The sequence below is a fragment of the Halorientalis pallida genome (assembly GCF_004118325.1).
Taxonomy (GTDB): Archaea; Halobacteriota; Halobacteria; order Halobacteriales; family Haloarculaceae; genus Halorientalis; species Halorientalis pallida.
Map to the genome: position 1 here is coordinate 195,498 of NZ_RDFA01000007.1, position 17,149 is coordinate 212,646.

The 17,149-nt window shown below is 56.1% G+C and carries 17 protein-coding genes; 14 read left to right on the forward strand and 3 right to left on the reverse strand.

Annotated elements, in window-relative coordinates:
• Positions 1-44 precede the first annotated feature (44 nt).
• From EAF64_RS18020 to EAF64_RS18070, 11 genes are all read left to right on the forward strand, one after another.
• A complete protein-coding gene (locus EAF64_RS18020; protein ID WP_227739048.1) occupies positions 45-650 on the forward strand; it encodes a SprT-like domain-containing protein in 606 nt (201 codons plus the stop codon).
• Positions 651-782: 132 nt separating this feature from the next.
• On the forward strand, positions 783-1,085 hold the full coding sequence (locus EAF64_RS18025) for a hypothetical protein (protein ID WP_129070367.1): 303 nt from the start codon (positions 783-785) through the stop codon (positions 1,083-1,085).
• Entirely contained in the window at positions 1,086-1,598 is a 513-nt protein-coding gene (locus EAF64_RS18030) for a hypothetical protein (protein WP_129070368.1), read from the forward strand.
• Between the two features lie 197 nt (positions 1,599-1,795).
• Positions 1,796-2,251 carry an SWIM zinc finger family protein gene (locus EAF64_RS18035; RefSeq protein ID WP_129070369.1) on the forward strand — a complete coding sequence of 152 codons (456 nt, stop codon included), beginning with the start codon at positions 1,796-1,798 and terminating at the stop codon, positions 2,249-2,251.
• 402 nt (positions 2,252-2,653) lie between these two features.
• Positions 2,654-2,899, forward strand: coding sequence for a hypothetical protein (locus EAF64_RS18040; RefSeq protein WP_193767761.1), 246 nt, complete (start codon positions 2,654-2,656; stop codon positions 2,897-2,899).
• A gap of 215 nt (positions 2,900-3,114) precedes the next feature.
• Positions 3,115-4,617 carry a hypothetical protein gene (locus EAF64_RS18045; RefSeq protein WP_227739049.1) on the forward strand — a complete coding sequence of 501 codons (1,503 nt, stop codon included), beginning with the start codon at positions 3,115-3,117 and terminating at the stop codon, positions 4,615-4,617.
• 168 nt (positions 4,618-4,785) lie between these two features.
• Positions 4,786-5,514 carry a hypothetical protein gene (locus tag EAF64_RS18050; RefSeq protein WP_129070370.1) on the forward strand — a complete coding sequence of 243 codons (729 nt, stop codon included), beginning with the start codon at positions 4,786-4,788 and terminating at the stop codon, positions 5,512-5,514.
• Positions 5,507-6,844, forward strand: coding sequence for a hypothetical protein (locus tag EAF64_RS18055; protein ID WP_227739050.1), 1,338 nt, complete (start codon positions 5,507-5,509; stop codon positions 6,842-6,844). Before EAF64_RS18050 ends, EAF64_RS18055 begins: the two co-directional genes overlap by 8 nt.
• A gap of 98 nt (positions 6,845-6,942) precedes the next feature.
• The gene (locus EAF64_RS18060; RefSeq protein WP_325051215.1) at positions 6,943-7,872 is read left to right on the forward strand and encodes a hypothetical protein; all 930 of its coding nucleotides are present in this window, start codon (positions 6,943-6,945) and stop codon (positions 7,870-7,872) included.
• Positions 7,869-9,887, forward strand: coding sequence for a VirB4 family type IV secretion system protein (locus tag EAF64_RS18065; protein ID WP_129070373.1), 2,019 nt, complete (start codon positions 7,869-7,871; stop codon positions 9,885-9,887). The genes EAF64_RS18060 and EAF64_RS18065 overlap by 4 nt, the downstream gene beginning before the upstream one ends.
• A gap of 1,026 nt (positions 9,888-10,913) precedes the next feature.
• Positions 10,914-11,549, forward strand: coding sequence for an IS6 family transposase (locus EAF64_RS18070; protein WP_129070374.1), 636 nt, complete (start codon positions 10,914-10,916; stop codon positions 11,547-11,549).
• Positions 11,550-12,362: 813 nt separating this feature from the next.
• Here the strand turns inward: EAF64_RS18070 and EAF64_RS18075 are convergent.
• A complete protein-coding gene (locus tag EAF64_RS18075) occupies positions 12,363-12,776 on the reverse strand; it encodes a TRAM domain-containing protein (RefSeq protein WP_129070375.1) in 414 nt (137 codons plus the stop codon).
• 118 nt (positions 12,777-12,894) lie between these two features.
• Between EAF64_RS18075 and EAF64_RS21180 the strand changes: the two genes are divergently transcribed.
• Positions 12,895-13,056: a hypothetical protein gene (locus EAF64_RS21180; protein WP_193767757.1), complete on the forward strand. Its 162-nt coding sequence runs from the start codon at positions 12,895-12,897 to the stop codon at positions 13,054-13,056.
• Between the two features lie 8 nt (positions 13,057-13,064).
• On the opposite strand, the gene EAF64_RS21185 is transcribed toward EAF64_RS21180, so the two are convergent.
• Complete coding sequence (locus EAF64_RS21185) at positions 13,065-13,220, reverse strand: DUF7837 family putative zinc-binding protein (RefSeq protein ID WP_193767758.1); 156 nt, start codon at positions 13,218-13,220, stop codon at positions 13,065-13,067.
• A 331-nt stretch (positions 13,221-13,551) separates the two neighbouring features.
• Between EAF64_RS21185 and EAF64_RS21190 the strand changes: the two genes are divergently transcribed.
• The gene (locus tag EAF64_RS21190) at positions 13,552-13,704 is read left to right on the forward strand and encodes a hypothetical protein (RefSeq protein ID WP_193767759.1); all 153 of its coding nucleotides are present in this window, start codon (positions 13,552-13,554) and stop codon (positions 13,702-13,704) included.
• A gap of 228 nt (positions 13,705-13,932) precedes the next feature.
• Here EAF64_RS21190 and EAF64_RS18080 read toward each other — a convergent pair whose 3' ends face one another.
• Positions 13,933-16,461, reverse strand: a complete 2,529-nt coding sequence (locus tag EAF64_RS18080) for a hybrid sensor histidine kinase/response regulator (protein ID WP_129070376.1) — start codon at positions 16,459-16,461, stop codon at positions 13,933-13,935.
• Positions 16,462-16,776: 315 nt separating this feature from the next.
• On the opposite strand from EAF64_RS18080, the gene EAF64_RS18085 reads away from it, so the two are divergent.
• The gene (locus EAF64_RS18085) at positions 16,777-17,022 is read left to right on the forward strand and encodes a PRC-barrel domain-containing protein (RefSeq protein ID WP_129070377.1); all 246 of its coding nucleotides are present in this window, start codon (positions 16,777-16,779) and stop codon (positions 17,020-17,022) included.
• The last annotated feature ends 127 nt before the right edge of the window (positions 17,023-17,149 follow it).

Consider the following 17,149-nt stretch of genomic DNA (forward strand, 5'->3'; position numbering starts at 1 on the left):
CGCCCTGCGGGGCGAGGGCGCACTTCGTGTGCCCCTGAGCACTCGTGAGAAAACAATCGACACTCGACGCTGACCGATTTCACCGACTGATCCAGAAACAAGATCCACAGAGCAAAGCGGCACTGCTTGAACGCGCACCGGCGTACGCACAGACAGTCGACCTCGACGTTGACGTTCATCTAATCGACTGGGAAATCTCCGAACGAGCAAAGCGCTATGCTGGCTGTTGTGAGTACAACCACCTGACCGAACAGATTACGATCACGCTCGCCTGGGCTGCCTATCAGGAATACGGGTGGGCGGAGTTCACTGGAACGATCAGACACGAACTCGTCCACGCCTGGGAGTTCCAGCATTTCGGCGATTCCACGCATGGCACGCGATTTCTCCAGAAAGCCCGCGAGATCGATGCGCCACGCTACTGCCGACCATTCACCGAGGCTCGCCTCCAGCTCGTCTGTACCAACGAAGACTGTGGCTGGCACCTCGACCGACACCGGGCCTCGAAGTCAGTGACCAATCCCGATGACGGCTACCGCTGTGGTCGCTGTAAGCATCGTTACGAAGTCCAACACGTCGACTCTGGTGCGTGCTGGCGGACGAACGACGAGTACGAACGGGTTCGACAGTGGCTGGGAAAGGATTGGTAGTGCTGTAATCTGACTGTTCTCTGGACGACCCTAGGGACGCTTTCTCCACACTGGCTAGATCTCTGCAAGCCAGGTTGGCTCACACTGTACACACGAGAAGGGCTAAGTAGTCTGGCTCACAATGTACACATAATGAGTAGCGAGAAGAAGCGCGTTCAGTTCCGAGCACCACACCGGCTCGTCGACCGAACTGACGCCCTCGCAGCTGTCCTGGGTGAAGACCGGACGGATATCCTTCTGACTGCCCTTCGAGAGTACCTTCAGGAGGCTACGCACGACGATGCGCTCACCCAGGAGATTGCGGCCGCGTACTACGACGACGAGATCACCTTCGAACAGCTCAAAGCGCTCGTCGGTGCCGAAGAGGCGGCGAATCTCCGAGTATTGAAACAGCAGTTGGACGAGGACTTTGTCGACGAGGTCGCCGACGTATAGATGTCGATACTCGTCGCAGATGCTTCTGCTCTCGTCAGTCTTGGAGTCGTTGCTGGGGGCGATCTTGATCCTCTCGAACTCTGTCTCGCCCACTACGAGGTTATCGTCCCAACGGTTGTCGTCGAGGAACTCCGCGAGATCGCTTCCTACGATGACACACACGGCGGTGCTGCAAGCACCGTCCTCGACCGAACTGAGGCGCTAAAGACACGGTCAGTTGACCTTGACGCTGAGTTTCCGCTCGATGATGGCGAAAACGCTGCCGTCACACTCGCGAACGAACTCGATGTCGGCCTGTTGCTCTGTGACGAATTCAATCAGCTTGGCTTGATTCACGCCTCGCTCGCTGATACCCGGCTCGTCACGACTCCGACACTACTCTCGATTCTCGTTCGAACCGAACAGTTGTCAGCTTCTGAGGCCCGGTTGCTCCTCGATGAGATCAGCGACGCCCGCAGTTGGGACGTGAACAGCTACGTCCAACGGGCTCGCTCGTTGCTTACAGAGTCTTGATCTGACGCGACCGTCCTCGATTCTCTGTCACCGCACGGTCTACGACAATTGAGTACTGCTCGTGGACGACGGGCTGCTGTTCATCATCGAGACAGATAATCGAAGCGACCGTCTGTGCCATCCTGCCTCTGTATCGTGTTTTGTTGGTGCCCCGCGAGGGGCGCGGGGCACATCGATCGATGTGTCCTGAAATACGAATGTCGAAGACAGACAATCCACTTGCCAGACTTCAGTTCACGAACCGTGTCCGAAAGCGTGCCCAGTACGAAGCCTTCGAGTACACTCTCACTCCCGAGGGCGTCCAGGTGCGAAACGGTAGCCACGCAAATCCCGAGGACCACGAGTATCTCGTTACTGTCCAGGATGGCCTCCCCACACACTGCACCTGTCCAGCGGATGCTCGCTTTGAGGGTGCCTGCAAACACCGGGTTGCCGTTGCGATCCGCACACCGATCCTCGATGCAGCGACGACCAGCATCGCAGCCGATGGTGGAACCACTGGTGCAGACAAGCGATCCATTGAGGACAGAATCAGCACCGGCCATGATTCTCCTGTAGCCTCTGAGACAGACACAGACGAGTGCGAAGAGTGCTTCGAGGACTTCCCTTGCTGGGAATGTGTGAGAACTGGGAAGAAACCTATTCCCGAATAATCGAAACGACACCTTCAGACGTATCCCTTTATGTCATAATATAGTTGAGAATCGCTTAAATCAGTTTTATTTGCTACTCAGATAGTTGCGTCTTAGTAGTCAAAAACGCACGAAGGGAGTGGAATCTTCAGGTTTATATCCCACCCACTCACCAGATTAGTTGTACTCGTCGCGTTGCGGTCAATTCTATCCTTGGGTGGGGTTCAACGCAAAGTGACTCTTTGAGTAGCAACTATGTCAGAAAATCATACAAGCGCTGCAGATACGTCGTCGATTCGCCGTTCGATTAGTCCATCGGTCCGCACAGTTCGGTGGTCACTTTTTACTGGATTTCTCCTGAGTGTCTTCGCCGTCGATCCCGTCTTGGCCCAGTCGGTTGGGAACGACTTCTGCTCGACCGATATGGCAGAAACCGTCCGCAACGTCTTCACCATTATCCAGTTCGGTGGGCCGCTGCTCGGCGGGACGATCTTCCTGGGCGCGACGGTTGCGACGCCGGCCGTCCGACGTGCAGATCTGAAAAAGGAGATCAAGGAGATCCGGAATCAGGGGCTCATCTGGGGTGTGATTGTTGCACCCCTGGCAACGGTGATCCTGCAGTTCCTCCTGAACAACGTCGTTGCAGGTGGGGCAAGTTGCGGCTTCTGAAGTCCCTCGTCGGTGGGATTGGGGTGAGCGTCCTCGTATTCGTGACGCTCGTCTCGACAGTGAGTGCGGCGACCGTCCATGCACCCCCGTCACGATCACCACCGAATCAGACTGATCACGGACTCTCGAACGAGACGTTTCACGTCCTCTGGTCGGGCGATCAGGATGCCTTCGTTTCACCGGCGAACGTGACCGGCCAGACAGAGCGATCTGCGATGGCCGTCCTCGCGAACGGGACGGACATTCCACTCGATGAACCACCGGCTGCTGTCGAGCAGTGGAACCGCGGCGATCTTGGTGACTTTCCGAGCAGTGGTCGCGATCAGTCACTCTATCCACCGAATGCGACCCTCTCGGCTGGCACATTCCTCAAGGACGTTACTGCGAATATCTTCGCCGTCCAGCCCTCGACACGGGCCCGTATTCAGGAGGGTGACCATCCACTGTACGTTGGCTCATCGGGATCCCTTCTGGGGACGGTCGATTATCGTCTCGAAATCGACGAGCCCACCGAGGATCTCGGTGAACGGAACTTCTGGAAACTCCAGTCCCACGAGGTCACTGAAGTGCGACTCCTCGTCGACGGCGAGGTTCTGACACGCCAGTCTGGGTCACAACGAGTTACGGTCCCATTCGAGGACCTCGATACCTATCGCAGTGAGAATCTGACGCTCACGCTGGAAGCCGATATCAGGGCTGATCTGATCCACGTGGTGGAGTACTGCAATCAGTACAACCGCTACGGGCGGGCCTGTATCGATTTCGACCGCGAACGAGAGCCCGATTCGGAGACGATCACCGTCCGGGATTCACGAAATGTGACCGTCTACGATCTCGATATCTCCGGGTATCGAGCGACCTATCCCAATGGTGATCTGGGACTCGTTGTCTACAAGAACTATCCGTGGCTCGGACACGCACTCCCGAATGGTGAGGTCCGCGGTGTGTGGCGCTTCTACAGTGCTCGTGATACGGGGTGGGACACACTCATCGAATCAAGCGAAGACGGACAGAAACCCATCTCCTCGCCTGCACAGCCACTGCAGGTGTCAGCCTTTCCCATCGAGACTGGCCCGACTCCATCACCACGTGCGAACGTCTCGATACTCGCAGTCTACGGTGAGCAAATCCAACCGGGGACACTCCCCGAGTCGATCCATTTGGATACGCTCACCGAACCCTACACTGCGAGCTTCGGGATCGAGACACGAACGAAGACGGACGCCCGTCCCGAACGTGTGGTTGCAACGGGTCTGGTACGCGGTGTGACGGCCGAGCGGGACTTCTCGTCGTTCGAAGAGATGCCGTTGTCCGAGAGCAATCTCACCCTGAAGGTACTCGATCGCGATTCTGACACACTCAGGGTGAAAGCCACACTCAAGTCGAATTCGACTGGCGTGCCGATCAACACTGTCGATCGAGACGGCTATCTCGTTATTGCCGGCGAACGGTTCAACACCACGAGGAACGGAACGGTCATTAGGACACTTCCACGCGATACTGGTGGGGTTTCTGCACGGTACGAACCGAGTTTCTGGTGGTGGGAGACGCCGGGCTATACTGCTGATTCGGACGTGGTCTATGCTCGTGGGACCGTTCTCGAGTGGTTCGCGACCCTGTTTCGATTCGCCGTACCTGTGTCGTTGTTCCTGCTCGGCGTGTACCTCATCGATCGGATCACGGGCTGGCGTGTCTGGCCACCGTGGAGGGGTGTGTAGATGCGGCGTCGTTCGTCGCGATCTATCGACCTCTCTCGTCGGTCGTTCGTTCGCCTTGGGACCGTGGGTCTCCTGACGAGCGCTGCAGGCTGTCTCGGTTCGGGTGAGACAGAACCGGAGTCTGACTCGGACGCTCGCGAAGAGAATCTGGCAGGCCAGAGTTCGCTCGTGGAGGCAATCGAGTTCGAAGGTCAGGACCTCGTCATCCAGCTTGTCGACGGACACGGCATCTCGAAATTGAACCTCCTCGATCCGGAGGGCAGCCTCTATGCGTCGACATCGATTGCAACCGGAGAGACGACGGTGCGGCTGCAGATCATCGAAATCCCGTCGATTACGGGCAGGTATGCCCACTACACCCCGGGCAAGCACGAGTTAGCTCTCATATCGGGTGGATCAGTCAGCGATACGGTCACGGTCGATCTGAACCCGGATCTGGAGATTACGGCAGTTCAGCAATACCGAGATGGCGAATACGACGATGAGTACGGTAAGCTCGAAATTACAGTTCGCAACACCGGTACTGGGCCAACTTGGGTCTCCGATATTGTCTTCGAGGATTCGCCTTACTTTGCTGCAAACGGCGAGCTATTGGACCGGTCCAGCATTCCGTCGTACACTGAACCCATTCAGGTATCTGAGTTTCTGATCCTACCTGGCGAATATCAGATCTATGTCCCGACTGAATTGCCTCTATTGTTCTCTTTGGAGAGTGATAGTCACTGTAATAATACTCGCGGACGGATGAAAATCATCGCCAGAAGCGCTGATGGACACAATATCTCGGCTATGGTCCAGTTTGAGGCAAGTGGTGATCTGAACACTGGTGGGAGTAACAGACGCTACTCCTGCATTGGTGTCGATGCGAATTTGTTGGAGGATGATGGCAATGGTTGATCTAAGTTCGCTTGGAGACATAATCGTTAGTGCAATCCAAGATGTTCTTCGAGAACTATTCAGCCCGATTACAAATTTAATTGAACGCCACGGTTCTAGCTTGGTAGAGGAAATCGTCGGAACACCACATCCGAATTCCGTCTTCGGGCCCCCAACGAACGCCCCGTGGCCGGCAATCTACAACTACTATTGGGAGAACATACTTCCACTGGCCCTGTTTCTCTGGGCTGTCTCAATCGGCCTGGTCATCTTCTTTGAGATGACGAGCCACCTCTTCAGTAGCTACCACCGAACGAAACTCAAGAAACGAGCCTTCACCGGCCTTCTGGGCATTCTCATGTGGTGGTGGATCGCCGCACTCTCACTGCGGTTCATGAGCGCACTCGCAGAGATCATCGTCCCCACGCTCACAGACATTTCGCTGTTCGAGACGCTCTCGTTCAGTTCGATGGGCGTGCTGGGGATCGTACTCACGCTCTCTGCAGATTTCGTCCTCTTCGTGTTGATCGCACTGATCTATCTGGCTCGTGAGGTTGTCCTTTACTTGTTCGTCCTCATGATGCCGATTTTGATCGCGCTCTGGGTGCCAGGTGTCGGGCCGTTCACGCTTGTCTCTCGGTTCGTGAGCCGACTCTCGGGATTCTACGTCCCGTTTCTGTTCATGACGATTCCAGTCGCGATTCTGTTCCGACTCGGCGCGCTGCTGGGATCGAGTTTTAGCCTCTCGATGGGTGGCTTTGGCCAGTGGCTGACTGCGCTTGTGATCCCATTGATCGCCGTTCTTTCGCCGCTGGTATTGGTCTGGCAGGCAGGCGCAATCTTCTTCGTTGCAGACCGTGCTTCCCAACGACTGTCGGGATCACAGGCCCGAAACAGAGTCACTAAAACGCGTGATGTTGGCTCGCGTACTGCCCACGGGACGAGAAACTTCTCGCGTGGTATGGACGGGAAGCCAGCGATCAAACGCGACGGGCAGTACGTTCTCAACTCCGGTGACTCGCGCGCTCACGCCGCAGGAAAACAACTTGCTGGTGCGACACAGCGTTTGCAAAGCGGCTCTACCACTCGAAAAGACGGTGGAGGTGGTAGCGGTGGAACGACTGGTTCTAGTGCCAGTGCTGGCCAGGGTCCCAACAAAGACACACCGAATGCAGACACGGGCGACTCGACGACGACTGATTCGAGTCCACCCGAGACAGCCGACCAAACTCGGCAGAACAAATCGACGAACTTCGGGACACTCCGTGATCGAGACCGTACTCGAACGCACCGCTCTCGATCCAGCAATGACAGCGACAGCGACGACGACCGACCACGGTACATCAACTAATGGCAGATACTCCGCACTCCGATCCGTCGAAGCGCATTCCAAAATCACTCAACACTGACGCGAACCTCATCGGTAGCTACAGTCTGACCGACGTTGCCGTGGCGCTCTTCCCGGGCGTCCTCGTCGTTCTCTGTACGCAACTACTCTTCCCAACAGCAGTCATCGCCGGCTATTCGATCCAAACGCTGACGCTCCCGATTGCCGGTGTCGCGATCGCGATTGGGTCGATATTCGTCTCGCTGACGCCGAATTATACGACCAGTCTCGACTGGCTCCAGACCGTGATCGGCTTCTACTCGAACGACACGGAACTCGAACACGACGACGCGAAGGAATACACACAGGTCGAACGCATCCACCCAGATCAGAATGCCATTGAACGGACAGACGGCGCGCTCGTCGGACTGATCCAGGTTGAGCCACCCAACATGGCCCTCGCGACGGGAGCGCAGTGGGCACAGAAAGCAGACGCCTTTCAGGACTTCCTGAACACGGTCGTCGAATTTCCGATCCAGATCTACTCGACGACTCGGGACTTCCCCGTTGAGGAGTATCTCGCTCACTACGAATCACGACTCGGCGATGATGACGTGAAAGCCAATCCGCAACTCGCCGCGTTGATCGAGAACTACATTGAGTGGTACGAGACTGACCTCGAACAGCGCCAGATGACGATCCGTGATCACTACGTGATCGTCACGATTGCGCCCGAAGAAGTACAATTCGAACATGAGAGTCTCGTCGGGAAACTCGCTGGGGTACCCCTTCTCGGAACCCTCGTTCGCGTCTGGTTAGCGCCATCCCGAAACGAACAGCGTGATGCCATGTTCGGGACGCTCGAACAGCGACTTTCTCGAATCGAACGCGGCCTTCGTGAGATCGAAAATTGTGGGGCGCGGGCAGTCCCTGCGACAGAAGCCGTTGAACTGCTGGCGTCCTTCTGGGCCGGTGAGCAGATTGAGTATGGCGACCCGGAGAAAGCCTTCCAGGTGCGCTCGATTCTCGACGCTGAGAGGGCCGCCCAATGAGCAGCGATATAGAACACGCGAAGGAAGACAATAGATCCCAAGAGCAACCCGAGACAGACGCTGAGGCCCAATCAGTCGAACAAGAAACGGCTGATGCTGAAACTACAGACCACTCTACCGAACCCGAGACTGACACGGACGATACAGCGCCGTTTTCGGTGACCCACGAGACGCCGAATAGTCCACTCCAAGAAGAGTCAGACGTTCATTCGTCGATTATCGCACCATCAGCAATCGAGAAGACGCCGGGTGCGATTCGAGCGGGCAACCGATGGCTCCAGACACAGTGGATCGGCGAGTTCGCGGATGCGCCAGCCGATGGCTTGCTCGAAGCGCTCTATTCGACGGGCGAAACTCGAAAGACGGACATCTCGATGCATCTTGACCCACGGGATACCCAGAGTACACTCGACTCGCTGGAGAACCAGTTAGAGGATCTGGAAGCCGAATTCGAGTACCTCTCCGAGAAGCACAGGGCCAGCGCTCGTGGTATTCAGAAAGACCTCGAAGATCACCGCGAGCTGTACGACGTCCTCCGGAATACGTCGATGCGGGCGTTCGACGTCTCGATGTATCTCACCACTGGCGCAACAGAACGCGAGAACCTGGAGACTGACGCTGTCCGGAAAGCAGCGAGACGTGCGCCTGCGAATCTTACGCCCGTCACGCCACGGTGGGCCCAAACTGATTCGCTCATCTCGGCCAGTCCAATTGGTGTCGACAAACTCGATGAGTCACTGGACGCGAAGACGCCGATGCTCGCCGGCGCTGTCGGTGCGATGTTCCCGTTCGTCTCTGGGTCGTTCGCCGAACCGGGTGTCGAGTACGGCACCTACGCACTCAATGAGAGTCCGCTCATCCTCGATCGATTCAACCGCGAGACGGGCTACTGTACGATGGTCATCGGGCAACTAGGGGCTGGGAAGTCCTTCTCGACGAAACTGCAACTGCTCAGGCGGGCGATGTACGATCCGGAGACGCTGATCGTCATGCTCGATCCGATGGAGGGGTTCGCGGGTGTGAACGAAGCCCTTGGTGGTGAACGGATAACGGTGGGTGGTCGCCGTGGGTTCAATCCGCTTGAACTACAATCGACACCGCAACACGTCCTGGATCGTGTGCCCGATCTGGATCCGTGGTCTGAACAGATTAGCTGGGTGCTGACCTTCTGTGATACCTTCTTCACCCACGTCGCGAACAATCCCCTTGGCGAGCGCAAGCAGACGCTTAGGCGAGCGGTACAGGAAGCCTACGAGCGGCAGGGAATCGAGCGCGATCCGAAGACCCACCATCACGAGTCGCCGACGATTCGAGACGTAATCGCTGTTCTCGAAGATATGCTGGACGATCCGGTCGCCTTTGGCTATCCGACAGCCAGCGAGCAAGAAAGTGTTCGGAAAGATGCCCAATCTTTGCTGACGGACCTGCGGCCATCGTTCCGTCCGGATGGTGACCTCGCGAATCTCGCCCAACCTACGGAGTTCGATCTGGACTCGAAGGTACTCTATCTTGATCTCCACCAGGAAGAAGGTGCGCGCGGAAGAACTGAGACGAGTCTCATGATGTCCGTCCTGTTCAATGCGGTCTACGAACGGGCAAAGCAGACGGACAAACGAGTGGTATTTGTTATTGACGAAGCCCACTACCTGATGAACGATGCGACCTCGCTGGAGTTCTTAGAGATGGCCGTTCGACACAGTCGCCACTACGACCTCTCTCTGCACTTCATCACCCAGACCGGTGGTGAGTTCACGCTCACACCGCAGGCACAGACGATTTCGAATCTGTGTTCGATGACATTGATTCACCGGGTGAACGAGGAAGCCGAGAAGCTGGCGGAGTGGTTTGGTCTCAGCGAGCGCGAAGTGAACTGGGTTCGCACGGCAAAAGCTGGAAACGACGAAGACGGGTTTTCGGAAGCGCTGCTTGGGATCGACGAGGAGGGATGGTTCCCACTGCGAGTTCGGGCAAGTGGATTCGAGAAGCGTATGCTTGGTTCCAGCCCAGATAGTTGAGACTCTGATTACAGACCCTCCTCTGATAATGATGGAACACTAACCTATGATCCAGAGTGATTTGCCTCTCTAACATCATGGGGTGGGATCGGTCGATAGATCGGCCGAACAATTGCACATTCCAGTAAATCGACCGAGTTACGTCCATCTTTTGGCGACCAACGGTGTTGGCAGGCCCATTCAACTGGCCCTCCACTTCGAACCTATGCGAAGATGGGCTGCTATTGCTCCTGTCGACTTCACGATCATCCCTGCGGGCTGTGGCGACACGACCGACGTCGAGGCGGATGGGACACCAACGTCGACTGCACCGACTGGCGACGAACCGACAGCAGTGTCGACCGTGGGCCATACGACAGATCTGTCGACTGGTGATGGATCGCCCACCGCGGCACCGAGTGAGCCGAGTCGGACTGCCGGCTCGCTGTCAGTGAACCTCATAAGCGTGACAGGGGATCAAGTACGCTAATTGTCGGACCAGCCAGCGAGATGACACTTGTCGACAGTGGCGACTGGCAAGAGGACGGGGGGTGCGTGCTGGAGTATTTGCGTGACAATGATATCGACCGCATCGACCATCTGACCACCAGATATGCCGACGCCGACCATATCGGTGGAAATGCAACAGTGATCGACTACTTCGAGACGGAAACCGACAGCGTTGGTGCCGTGTACGGTCAGGAGATCACATTAAATAGCCAGACCTACGAGCGCTATCTCGACGCTGTCGAAGAACACCGAGTGAAATTGTACGAGAAACGAGCTGGTGACAGCGTTACTAGGGTACATCGGTCGACATGCTGGTACCACCGGAGTCCCATGTCGCCAGCAGTTATCGCAACGAGAACAGCACCGTCCTTCGAGTGGCCCACGGTGGATCGAGTTTCCTATTGCCCGGTAACGCCGGCCCCGAGGGTGAGGAGTATCTCGTTGACGAGTACAGGTCGATTATAAATGTGATGGCCCTTCGGGTGGCGGTGTTCAGATAAGATTGAAAAGTGAGGCGGGAGCGGTTTTTAGTGCTCTATGCCAAAAACCGACCGCCTCAACGGCTGTTTAGACCAGATCGAGTTAGAGTTTGTGGAGCGAGAAGCGACACCGCGACTGCTGATGAAGCTCAGTATTCAGTTATATCTGGCTGGACTCTCGCTTTCGAATACTGTATCGTTTCTTGAAGTATTCGGTGTCCAACGCGCACGATCCACCGTTCATAACTGGGTTCACAAGGCCGATCTACAGCCCCAGGACGGACGCCAGCCGGATCACGTTGCGGTTGATGAAACCGTGATCCAACTCAATGACGAGCGGTACTGGCTGTACGCCGCCGTCGATCCTGATTCAAACGAATTACTCCACACAAAGCTTGAACCGGTCCGAACGAACGTTTTTGCTCACGCATTCTTTACTGAACTCCGCGAGAAACACGACGTAGACGATGCTGTGTTTCTCGTTGATGGAGCCGACCCGCTGAAAGACGCCTGCCAGCGACACGGCCTCAATTTCAGATACGAACGCCATGGAAATCGGAACAGCGTCGAACGTGTCTTTCGTGAGGTAAAACGACGTACCTCTTCGTTCTCAAACTGTTTCAGCAACGCCGAGCGAGACACAGCTGACGACTGGCTCCAATCGTTCGCCTTTGCATGGAATCAGCTAATCTGAACACTACCCTTCGGGTAGGCCACCATGGCAGTGATACACATTCCGGTGCGCCGTTGCTGGATGCGGCCACTCCGCGAGTTGCAGTGATCCCCAGTACCTATGACTTTCGGTACGGGTATCCTGACGAGGCCGCGATGGAGCGATTCGACTTACGGCCGATCTCACACCTAAACGTCATCTTCCGGGTTCACACTGGATCCGAGTACGGAGGTGACGGTCTATAACGGGAGCGAATAGGACACTGAACCGGATCTCTCCTGGGGTTCGTGGAGTCCGGTGTATAACAACGGCGACGATTCGGTTACTACCGGGATGATACGGTCAACTTGTGATTCAGGAGGTGTCTTCGCGATTGACGACAACACCCACACGGCGGTACTGGACCGATTCGAAGATATGATGATAGTACTGCTGGCCGAAGGTGAGGACGATACAGTCAGGAAGTCAGTGGTGGACTGAGAGGAGCTGCCCGAGGATGGCCAGCACGTTGATATGGTGTTTACCGTAGTGGTTGCGAATAGGAACTGGTCGAGATGGCATATCAGGAGAACGAAACCGATGAGTGGAAAGAGGGTTTTCAGTCCCGCTTTGATCGGCTGTCGGAACAGCCACCCAAGGATAGTGATAATTCAGAACATATGACTGACATGTCCGCTTGGACAGTAGAATAACAGTAGTTGAGGTTAGTCGTCTCAATACATCTGCTCCAACCTACTATTTCATGAACTGGATCGTAGACAGAATCCTCAGTCGCCAACCGTATTCGTGCCCTGTTCGAGAAGCGGGGAATGAGGTACGACCAGCTCTGGAATCTTACTCGTAGTAATGGAAACGCTTGATAACTTCCGCAAAGGCAACATTCCGTTGGACATCAGTGATCTCGATGGTAACGCGTTCGCCTTGTTTGCTCTCAGGGACAATGACGACGAACCCACGCTCAACTCGAGTGATGCCGTCGCCCTGCTCGCCGATATCTTCGATTTCAACAGTCCGTTGCTCTCCCTCTTGAACGGGCGACGTGTGTGGGGTATTCGTGGATTGGGGGGTAGCGCCGGTATCAGTGTTCTCGTCGGCTGTCGGTGCCGCCAGCACAGCCACACGATACGTCTGACTGAGCTGGAGATCACCACTCTGAACCTCTTGCTCTGGAATTTCGATAACAGCCGAGCCATTGCGTTTCTCGACAGACGCAGAGAATAGACAGCGAAGTTGGTCAGGAATATCCATCAGTCGTAACGTACACCGCTTGTCTGGCGGAAAGCACTTGACTCTACTCCCCAGCAATCCGTCAGACGATCTTGGGGAGATGGTAAGCCACAAATCCGGGGAACCGTATCGACTAACGATGAGCGAGCGGCCTCCCCTCAAAGAACAGGTAACGGACCAGCTCAGGAAAGCCCTCGATGCGGACGATCCCGACGCGAAGAACTTCCACATCCGAAGCGCGCTTCAGTTCGAGGAGTGCATCGAGGCGACAGACCAAGCTGACAACGCCCACACCGACTGACGCTGTAGTTACTGCTCCGGTGCGACGACATCGTCACACACCGGACACTCGGCCCAGATGCCCTCGCTGCCGTCATCCTTCTCGTATTCGACGAGGAGCCACGTCTCGGGGATCTGATCACCACACTCCGGACAGCGACCGAGTGATGATGCGTCGGTGTTCATACGGGGTGGAAGGAGCGTGTGACTGGTTCCTTCCAGGTAATAGTGGAGCGTCCGCAAATGTAAGAGTTCGGCAAACGGTCCTTCTATAGACACCGCGTTTCCGGTGAACTGAATGGTTTACCGTGTCGACGGCGCGACTGGCGGGGTCACGAAATGGCAGAGGCCCCCAATCGAGATAGAAACTCTCGGTACCGAGTCATCGACCTAACCGAATTTCTGTTCGACAAGCCGATATACTGGGCGAGTAACCGAATCACTCGACATCGACTCGGAGAAGCGGGTTATCCACAACGAATCACAGGGAGTGTACGCCGTCGTCGATGGCAACCTGATGTACGAGTTCTGTGACGACGACGAGGCGCCGAGCAGGACGTGCGAGTTCGGACTTGCGCCCATCGACGAGACGGCTGCAACGCTGGAGGAGGAACTGCAGGAAGCAGAAGCAGCCGCCTCGAACGGCGACGGAGATGCAGAACTCGAATGATAGCTGGGGCGCTCGCCGACTGTCACGCGATCTCGCAAACTGTGGAGATTCTCCGTCAACGGTCAGCTGCCTCCACAAAGAGAAATGACATAACAACGCATGCAGACTCATCCCCCTAAATCCAACAGCTGCTGAATCATCAGGGCAGATTCCTATCTAACCGTCTCGTACGAGACCGAAGGTGTATATTCCACAAACCTGCTCTCAACGTTGTTTGATACACGCGACTTATTCGCTAATCATCTTGACAGTATTGAACTCGAACCGAGCGCCGCTGTCTCTGCCTTCTGTAATGCTCACCCCCCAGCCGTGTGCCTCTGCGATGCGCTTGACAATCGTGAGTCCGAAGCATGTTCCACCAGTTGCTGATGTGTTGCCTGCTTCAAACACTGTCTTGCGGTCATTCGGTGGAATTCCTGGCCCGTCATCTTCGACATAGAAACGGCCTTTACCTGCGCGTCCAACGCGGACTGTGACGTCGTCACCTCCGTGTTCGACTGCATTGCTGAACAGGTTCTCGAAGATGTGTCGGAGCCGCTCGCGGTCACCACGCAGGGTGAACTCGTCAGCGATTTGGAATGTAGCCCCAGCTGTCTCGACTCCCTCCCAGCACTGCTCAACTAGGCTTGTGATCTGAATGGGAGCCATCTCCGCAACAGTATCGCCCTGCCGAGCGAGTGCGAGCGTGTCTTCGATGATACTCTCCATGCGCTCCAGCGCAGTCACGGTCTTGCTGAGGTGCTCCTGGGATTCGTCGTCACAGCACCGGTCTTGTAGCACCGTTGCCCGTGCCTGGGCAACGTTCAACGGGTTCCGTAGATCATGTGAGACGACGCTAGTGAACTCTTCGAGCCATTCGTTCTGGTGTTCGAGCTCTTGCCTATCCTCAACCTGGTCAGTGATGTTCTGCGATACTGCCATCGCGTGAGTAATCTCTCCGTCACCCGCCCGAACAGGAGCCGTTTGGATTCGGTAGTGTTCGCCCTGATACTCCTGTTCGAACCGATGACTCTCTCCGGCGAGAGCGTTCTCGATGTTGCGGACGAGTTCCTCGGCAATTTCGGGAGGATATCGGGTATGAGGTGTACTCCCCTCGATCTCTTCAAGAGATAATCCAGCTTCGGATAGTTCGCTGCCGCCGGCACGGACCACCCGGAGACCTCTATCGTACAGGAACACAGCACCGTCGGGGAAGTTCTCGACCAGCGTCTGATACTGTCTTTTTATATCCTGCAATTCATTTTCACGCTCTCTCCGGCCGGTAATGTCCCAGCTATTGACCACGTACCCTTCGACAGCCGGGTTGTCAGGCTGGTTGTTGCCCCTAGCCTCTATCCATCTCCAGGACCCATCAGCGTGTTGGGCGCGATACTCTACTGTCGCCGTCATCTCTGGATTAGTTACCCACTCCTCGAACGTGTCGAGGACTGCTTCGCGGTCGTCAGGATGGATGTACTCCCACGCCGTGTCACCGATAGTTTCCTCAGGATCGTACCCGAGAATACGTTTGATCGACGGACTCTGGTACTGGAACACGCCGTCAGCGTCGAGAATCGAGATGATGTCGTTAGACTCCTCGACGAGCGCTTGGAACCGCCGTTCACGCTGTCGTCGTTCGCTCAGATCCCGACCAACTCCGACGAGACCAGTCACGGTCCCGTCCTCGTCGGTCAGTCGCGCACCGGTGAACTCGTAGGGGCGACGGTCACCGTCGGCGGTCCGCAGGTCGGCTTCGACTGTGGCCTGTCCGTCCGCAAGCGTCGTTTCGATGGCGTCGGCGATGGTCTCGCGTTCACTCTCTGGGAATAATTCGATCGCCTGCATATCACCCAGAGCTTGGCCAGTATGGCTCGTTATCTCACGAGCTCGCTCGTTCCACCGTCGGATGGTGCCCTTAGTATCGAGCACGTAGAATACCTCCTCGAGCGCATCGAGTGCCTGTTCGATGAACCGTCGTTCTGCTCTGAGTTCGCGTTCGCGTTCTTTTCGCTCGGTGATATCGTGGACAGCACCCCGGAGTGTGGTGACATCGCCGCTCTCGGCGGCTGGCGTGATGGTCACGTCTACGAGGCGTTCGTCGCCATCAAGCGTCTGAAGACGCCAAGTACCCCGCGTATGTTCGCCAGTCTCGGCTGCCCGGTTGAGAGTCTGTCGAACGTCCGGTTGGTCGTTTGGGTGGTAGAGTTCGATCGCTTCCTCTAAACTGTGGTGAGCGCCCTCGGGCAGGCCGACGAGTCGGCGGGTGCCGTCAGTCAGCAAGAGGTTCCCACTATCGAGGTTCAATTCAAATCCACCGGTATTACCAGCGAATTCCGTCAGCCGCATCAGTTGCTGCTGTCTATCGGCACGTTTGGTCTCGCGTCGTGCCTCAACGGCATTACGGATCCGGTTGGCCAGGAGTTCGTACCGTTCGGTACCAGACCCCTTCTGGAGGTAGCCGGTGACGTCGGCGGCGATGGCCTCGCTAGCGACCTCTTCGCTTCCCTTCCCTGTAAAAAGAATGAACGGAATGTCGGGGTAGTCCTCCCGGACGGTCTGCAGGAACTCCAGACCGTCCATCCCGGGCATGTTGTAATCCGAGACAATACAGTCGGGTTGGCGGTCAGTGACGACTTCCAGCCCCTCATCAGCGCTGGTGGCCGTTTCGACACTGAACTGGTCGTCTTCGCGTTCGAGAAAGGTTGCCGTCAGGTCTGTAATCGAGGGTTCGTCGTCAACGTGGAGGATCTGAATCTTCTGTTGAAACCTGAGGTGCATGGTATACAGAGTGTGTTCCCTGTGTAAAATATATTGGAGCAAAATAAGATCTGAAACTGTTCTTGTTGGACCCTAGCGGTTGATTCGGAGTTGACTGGTGGATAGAAGCAACGATCTGATGCTGAAATCAACCTCTATATCTTGCACGGCAATTATGGTCTTTTATTGATATATTTTCATCTCACCGATCACTACACAGCCTGCACTGATCGTTCACCGGGTAGTCCTAATGAGAGTCTGCGAACCGGGCCATAGCACCCGTTACTATATTTCCATTCCCGATGATTTTTGTCAGAGTGCTATCTACTGGTGGCTATGGTAGTGGTCCTCGCCAAACAGTTCTCCAACAAACCGGTCCTCAGCGCGGATGGTGCAGAACTCGGACACGTGTACAATCTCACGATGGATGTCAAGACGGGCGCGCTCGAGAGTGTGCTAATCGAGCCGTCCGACCAGGCGGTCTCCGGGTTCGAGACAACTGACAACGGCCGGCTCCGCGTTCCGGCCCGCTGCATTGATGATCTCAGCGACTTCCTGATCGTCCGCAAGCCCGGTGAGTAACAGGCAGTCGCGTGTGAGCGCCTGTTTCCACTACAGCGGTTGGATCAAGGCCAGGGCGCGGCTGACCGGCCGCCTACCAGTCGAGGTAGTCCTGTTCCCACTCGCGGCGGGCCTCAATCTCGCGGCG

Coding starts and splice junctions, on each gene's coding strand:
- EAF64_RS18025 (WP_129070367.1), top strand. CDS start 783: ATGAGTAGCGAGAAGAAGCGCGTTCAGTTCCGAGCACCACACCGGCTC.
- EAF64_RS18030 (WP_129070368.1), top strand. CDS start 1,086: ATGTCGATACTCGTCGCAGATGCTTCTGCTCTCGTCAGTCTTGGAGTC.
- EAF64_RS18035 (WP_129070369.1), top strand. CDS start 1,796: ATGTCGAAGACAGACAATCCACTTGCCAGACTTCAGTTCACGAACCGT.
- EAF64_RS18040 (WP_193767761.1), top strand. CDS start 2,654: ATGGCAGAAACCGTCCGCAACGTCTTCACCATTATCCAGTTCGGTGGG.
- EAF64_RS18045 (WP_227739049.1), top strand. CDS start 3,115: ATGGCCGTCCTCGCGAACGGGACGGACATTCCACTCGATGAACCACCG.
- EAF64_RS18055 (WP_227739050.1), top strand. CDS start 5,507: ATGGTTGATCTAAGTTCGCTTGGAGACATAATCGTTAGTGCAATCCAA.
- EAF64_RS18065 (WP_129070373.1), top strand. CDS start 7,869: ATGAGCAGCGATATAGAACACGCGAAGGAAGACAATAGATCCCAAGAG.
- EAF64_RS18070 (WP_129070374.1), top strand. CDS start 10,914: ATGCCAAAAACCGACCGCCTCAACGGCTGTTTAGACCAGATCGAGTTA.
- EAF64_RS18075 (WP_129070375.1), bottom strand. CDS start 12,776: ATGGATATTCCTGACCAACTTCGCTGTCTATTCTCTGCGTCTGTCGAG.
- EAF64_RS21180 (WP_193767757.1), top strand. CDS start 12,895: ATGAGCGAGCGGCCTCCCCTCAAAGAACAGGTAACGGACCAGCTCAGG.
- EAF64_RS21185 (WP_193767758.1), bottom strand. CDS start 13,220: ATGAACACCGACGCATCATCACTCGGTCGCTGTCCGGAGTGTGGTGAT.
- EAF64_RS21190 (WP_193767759.1), top strand. CDS start 13,552: ATGTACGAGTTCTGTGACGACGACGAGGCGCCGAGCAGGACGTGCGAG.
- EAF64_RS18080 (WP_129070376.1), bottom strand. CDS start 16,461: ATGCACCTCAGGTTTCAACAGAAGATTCAGATCCTCCACGTTGACGAC.
- EAF64_RS18085 (WP_129070377.1), top strand. CDS start 16,777: ATGGTAGTGGTCCTCGCCAAACAGTTCTCCAACAAACCGGTCCTCAGC.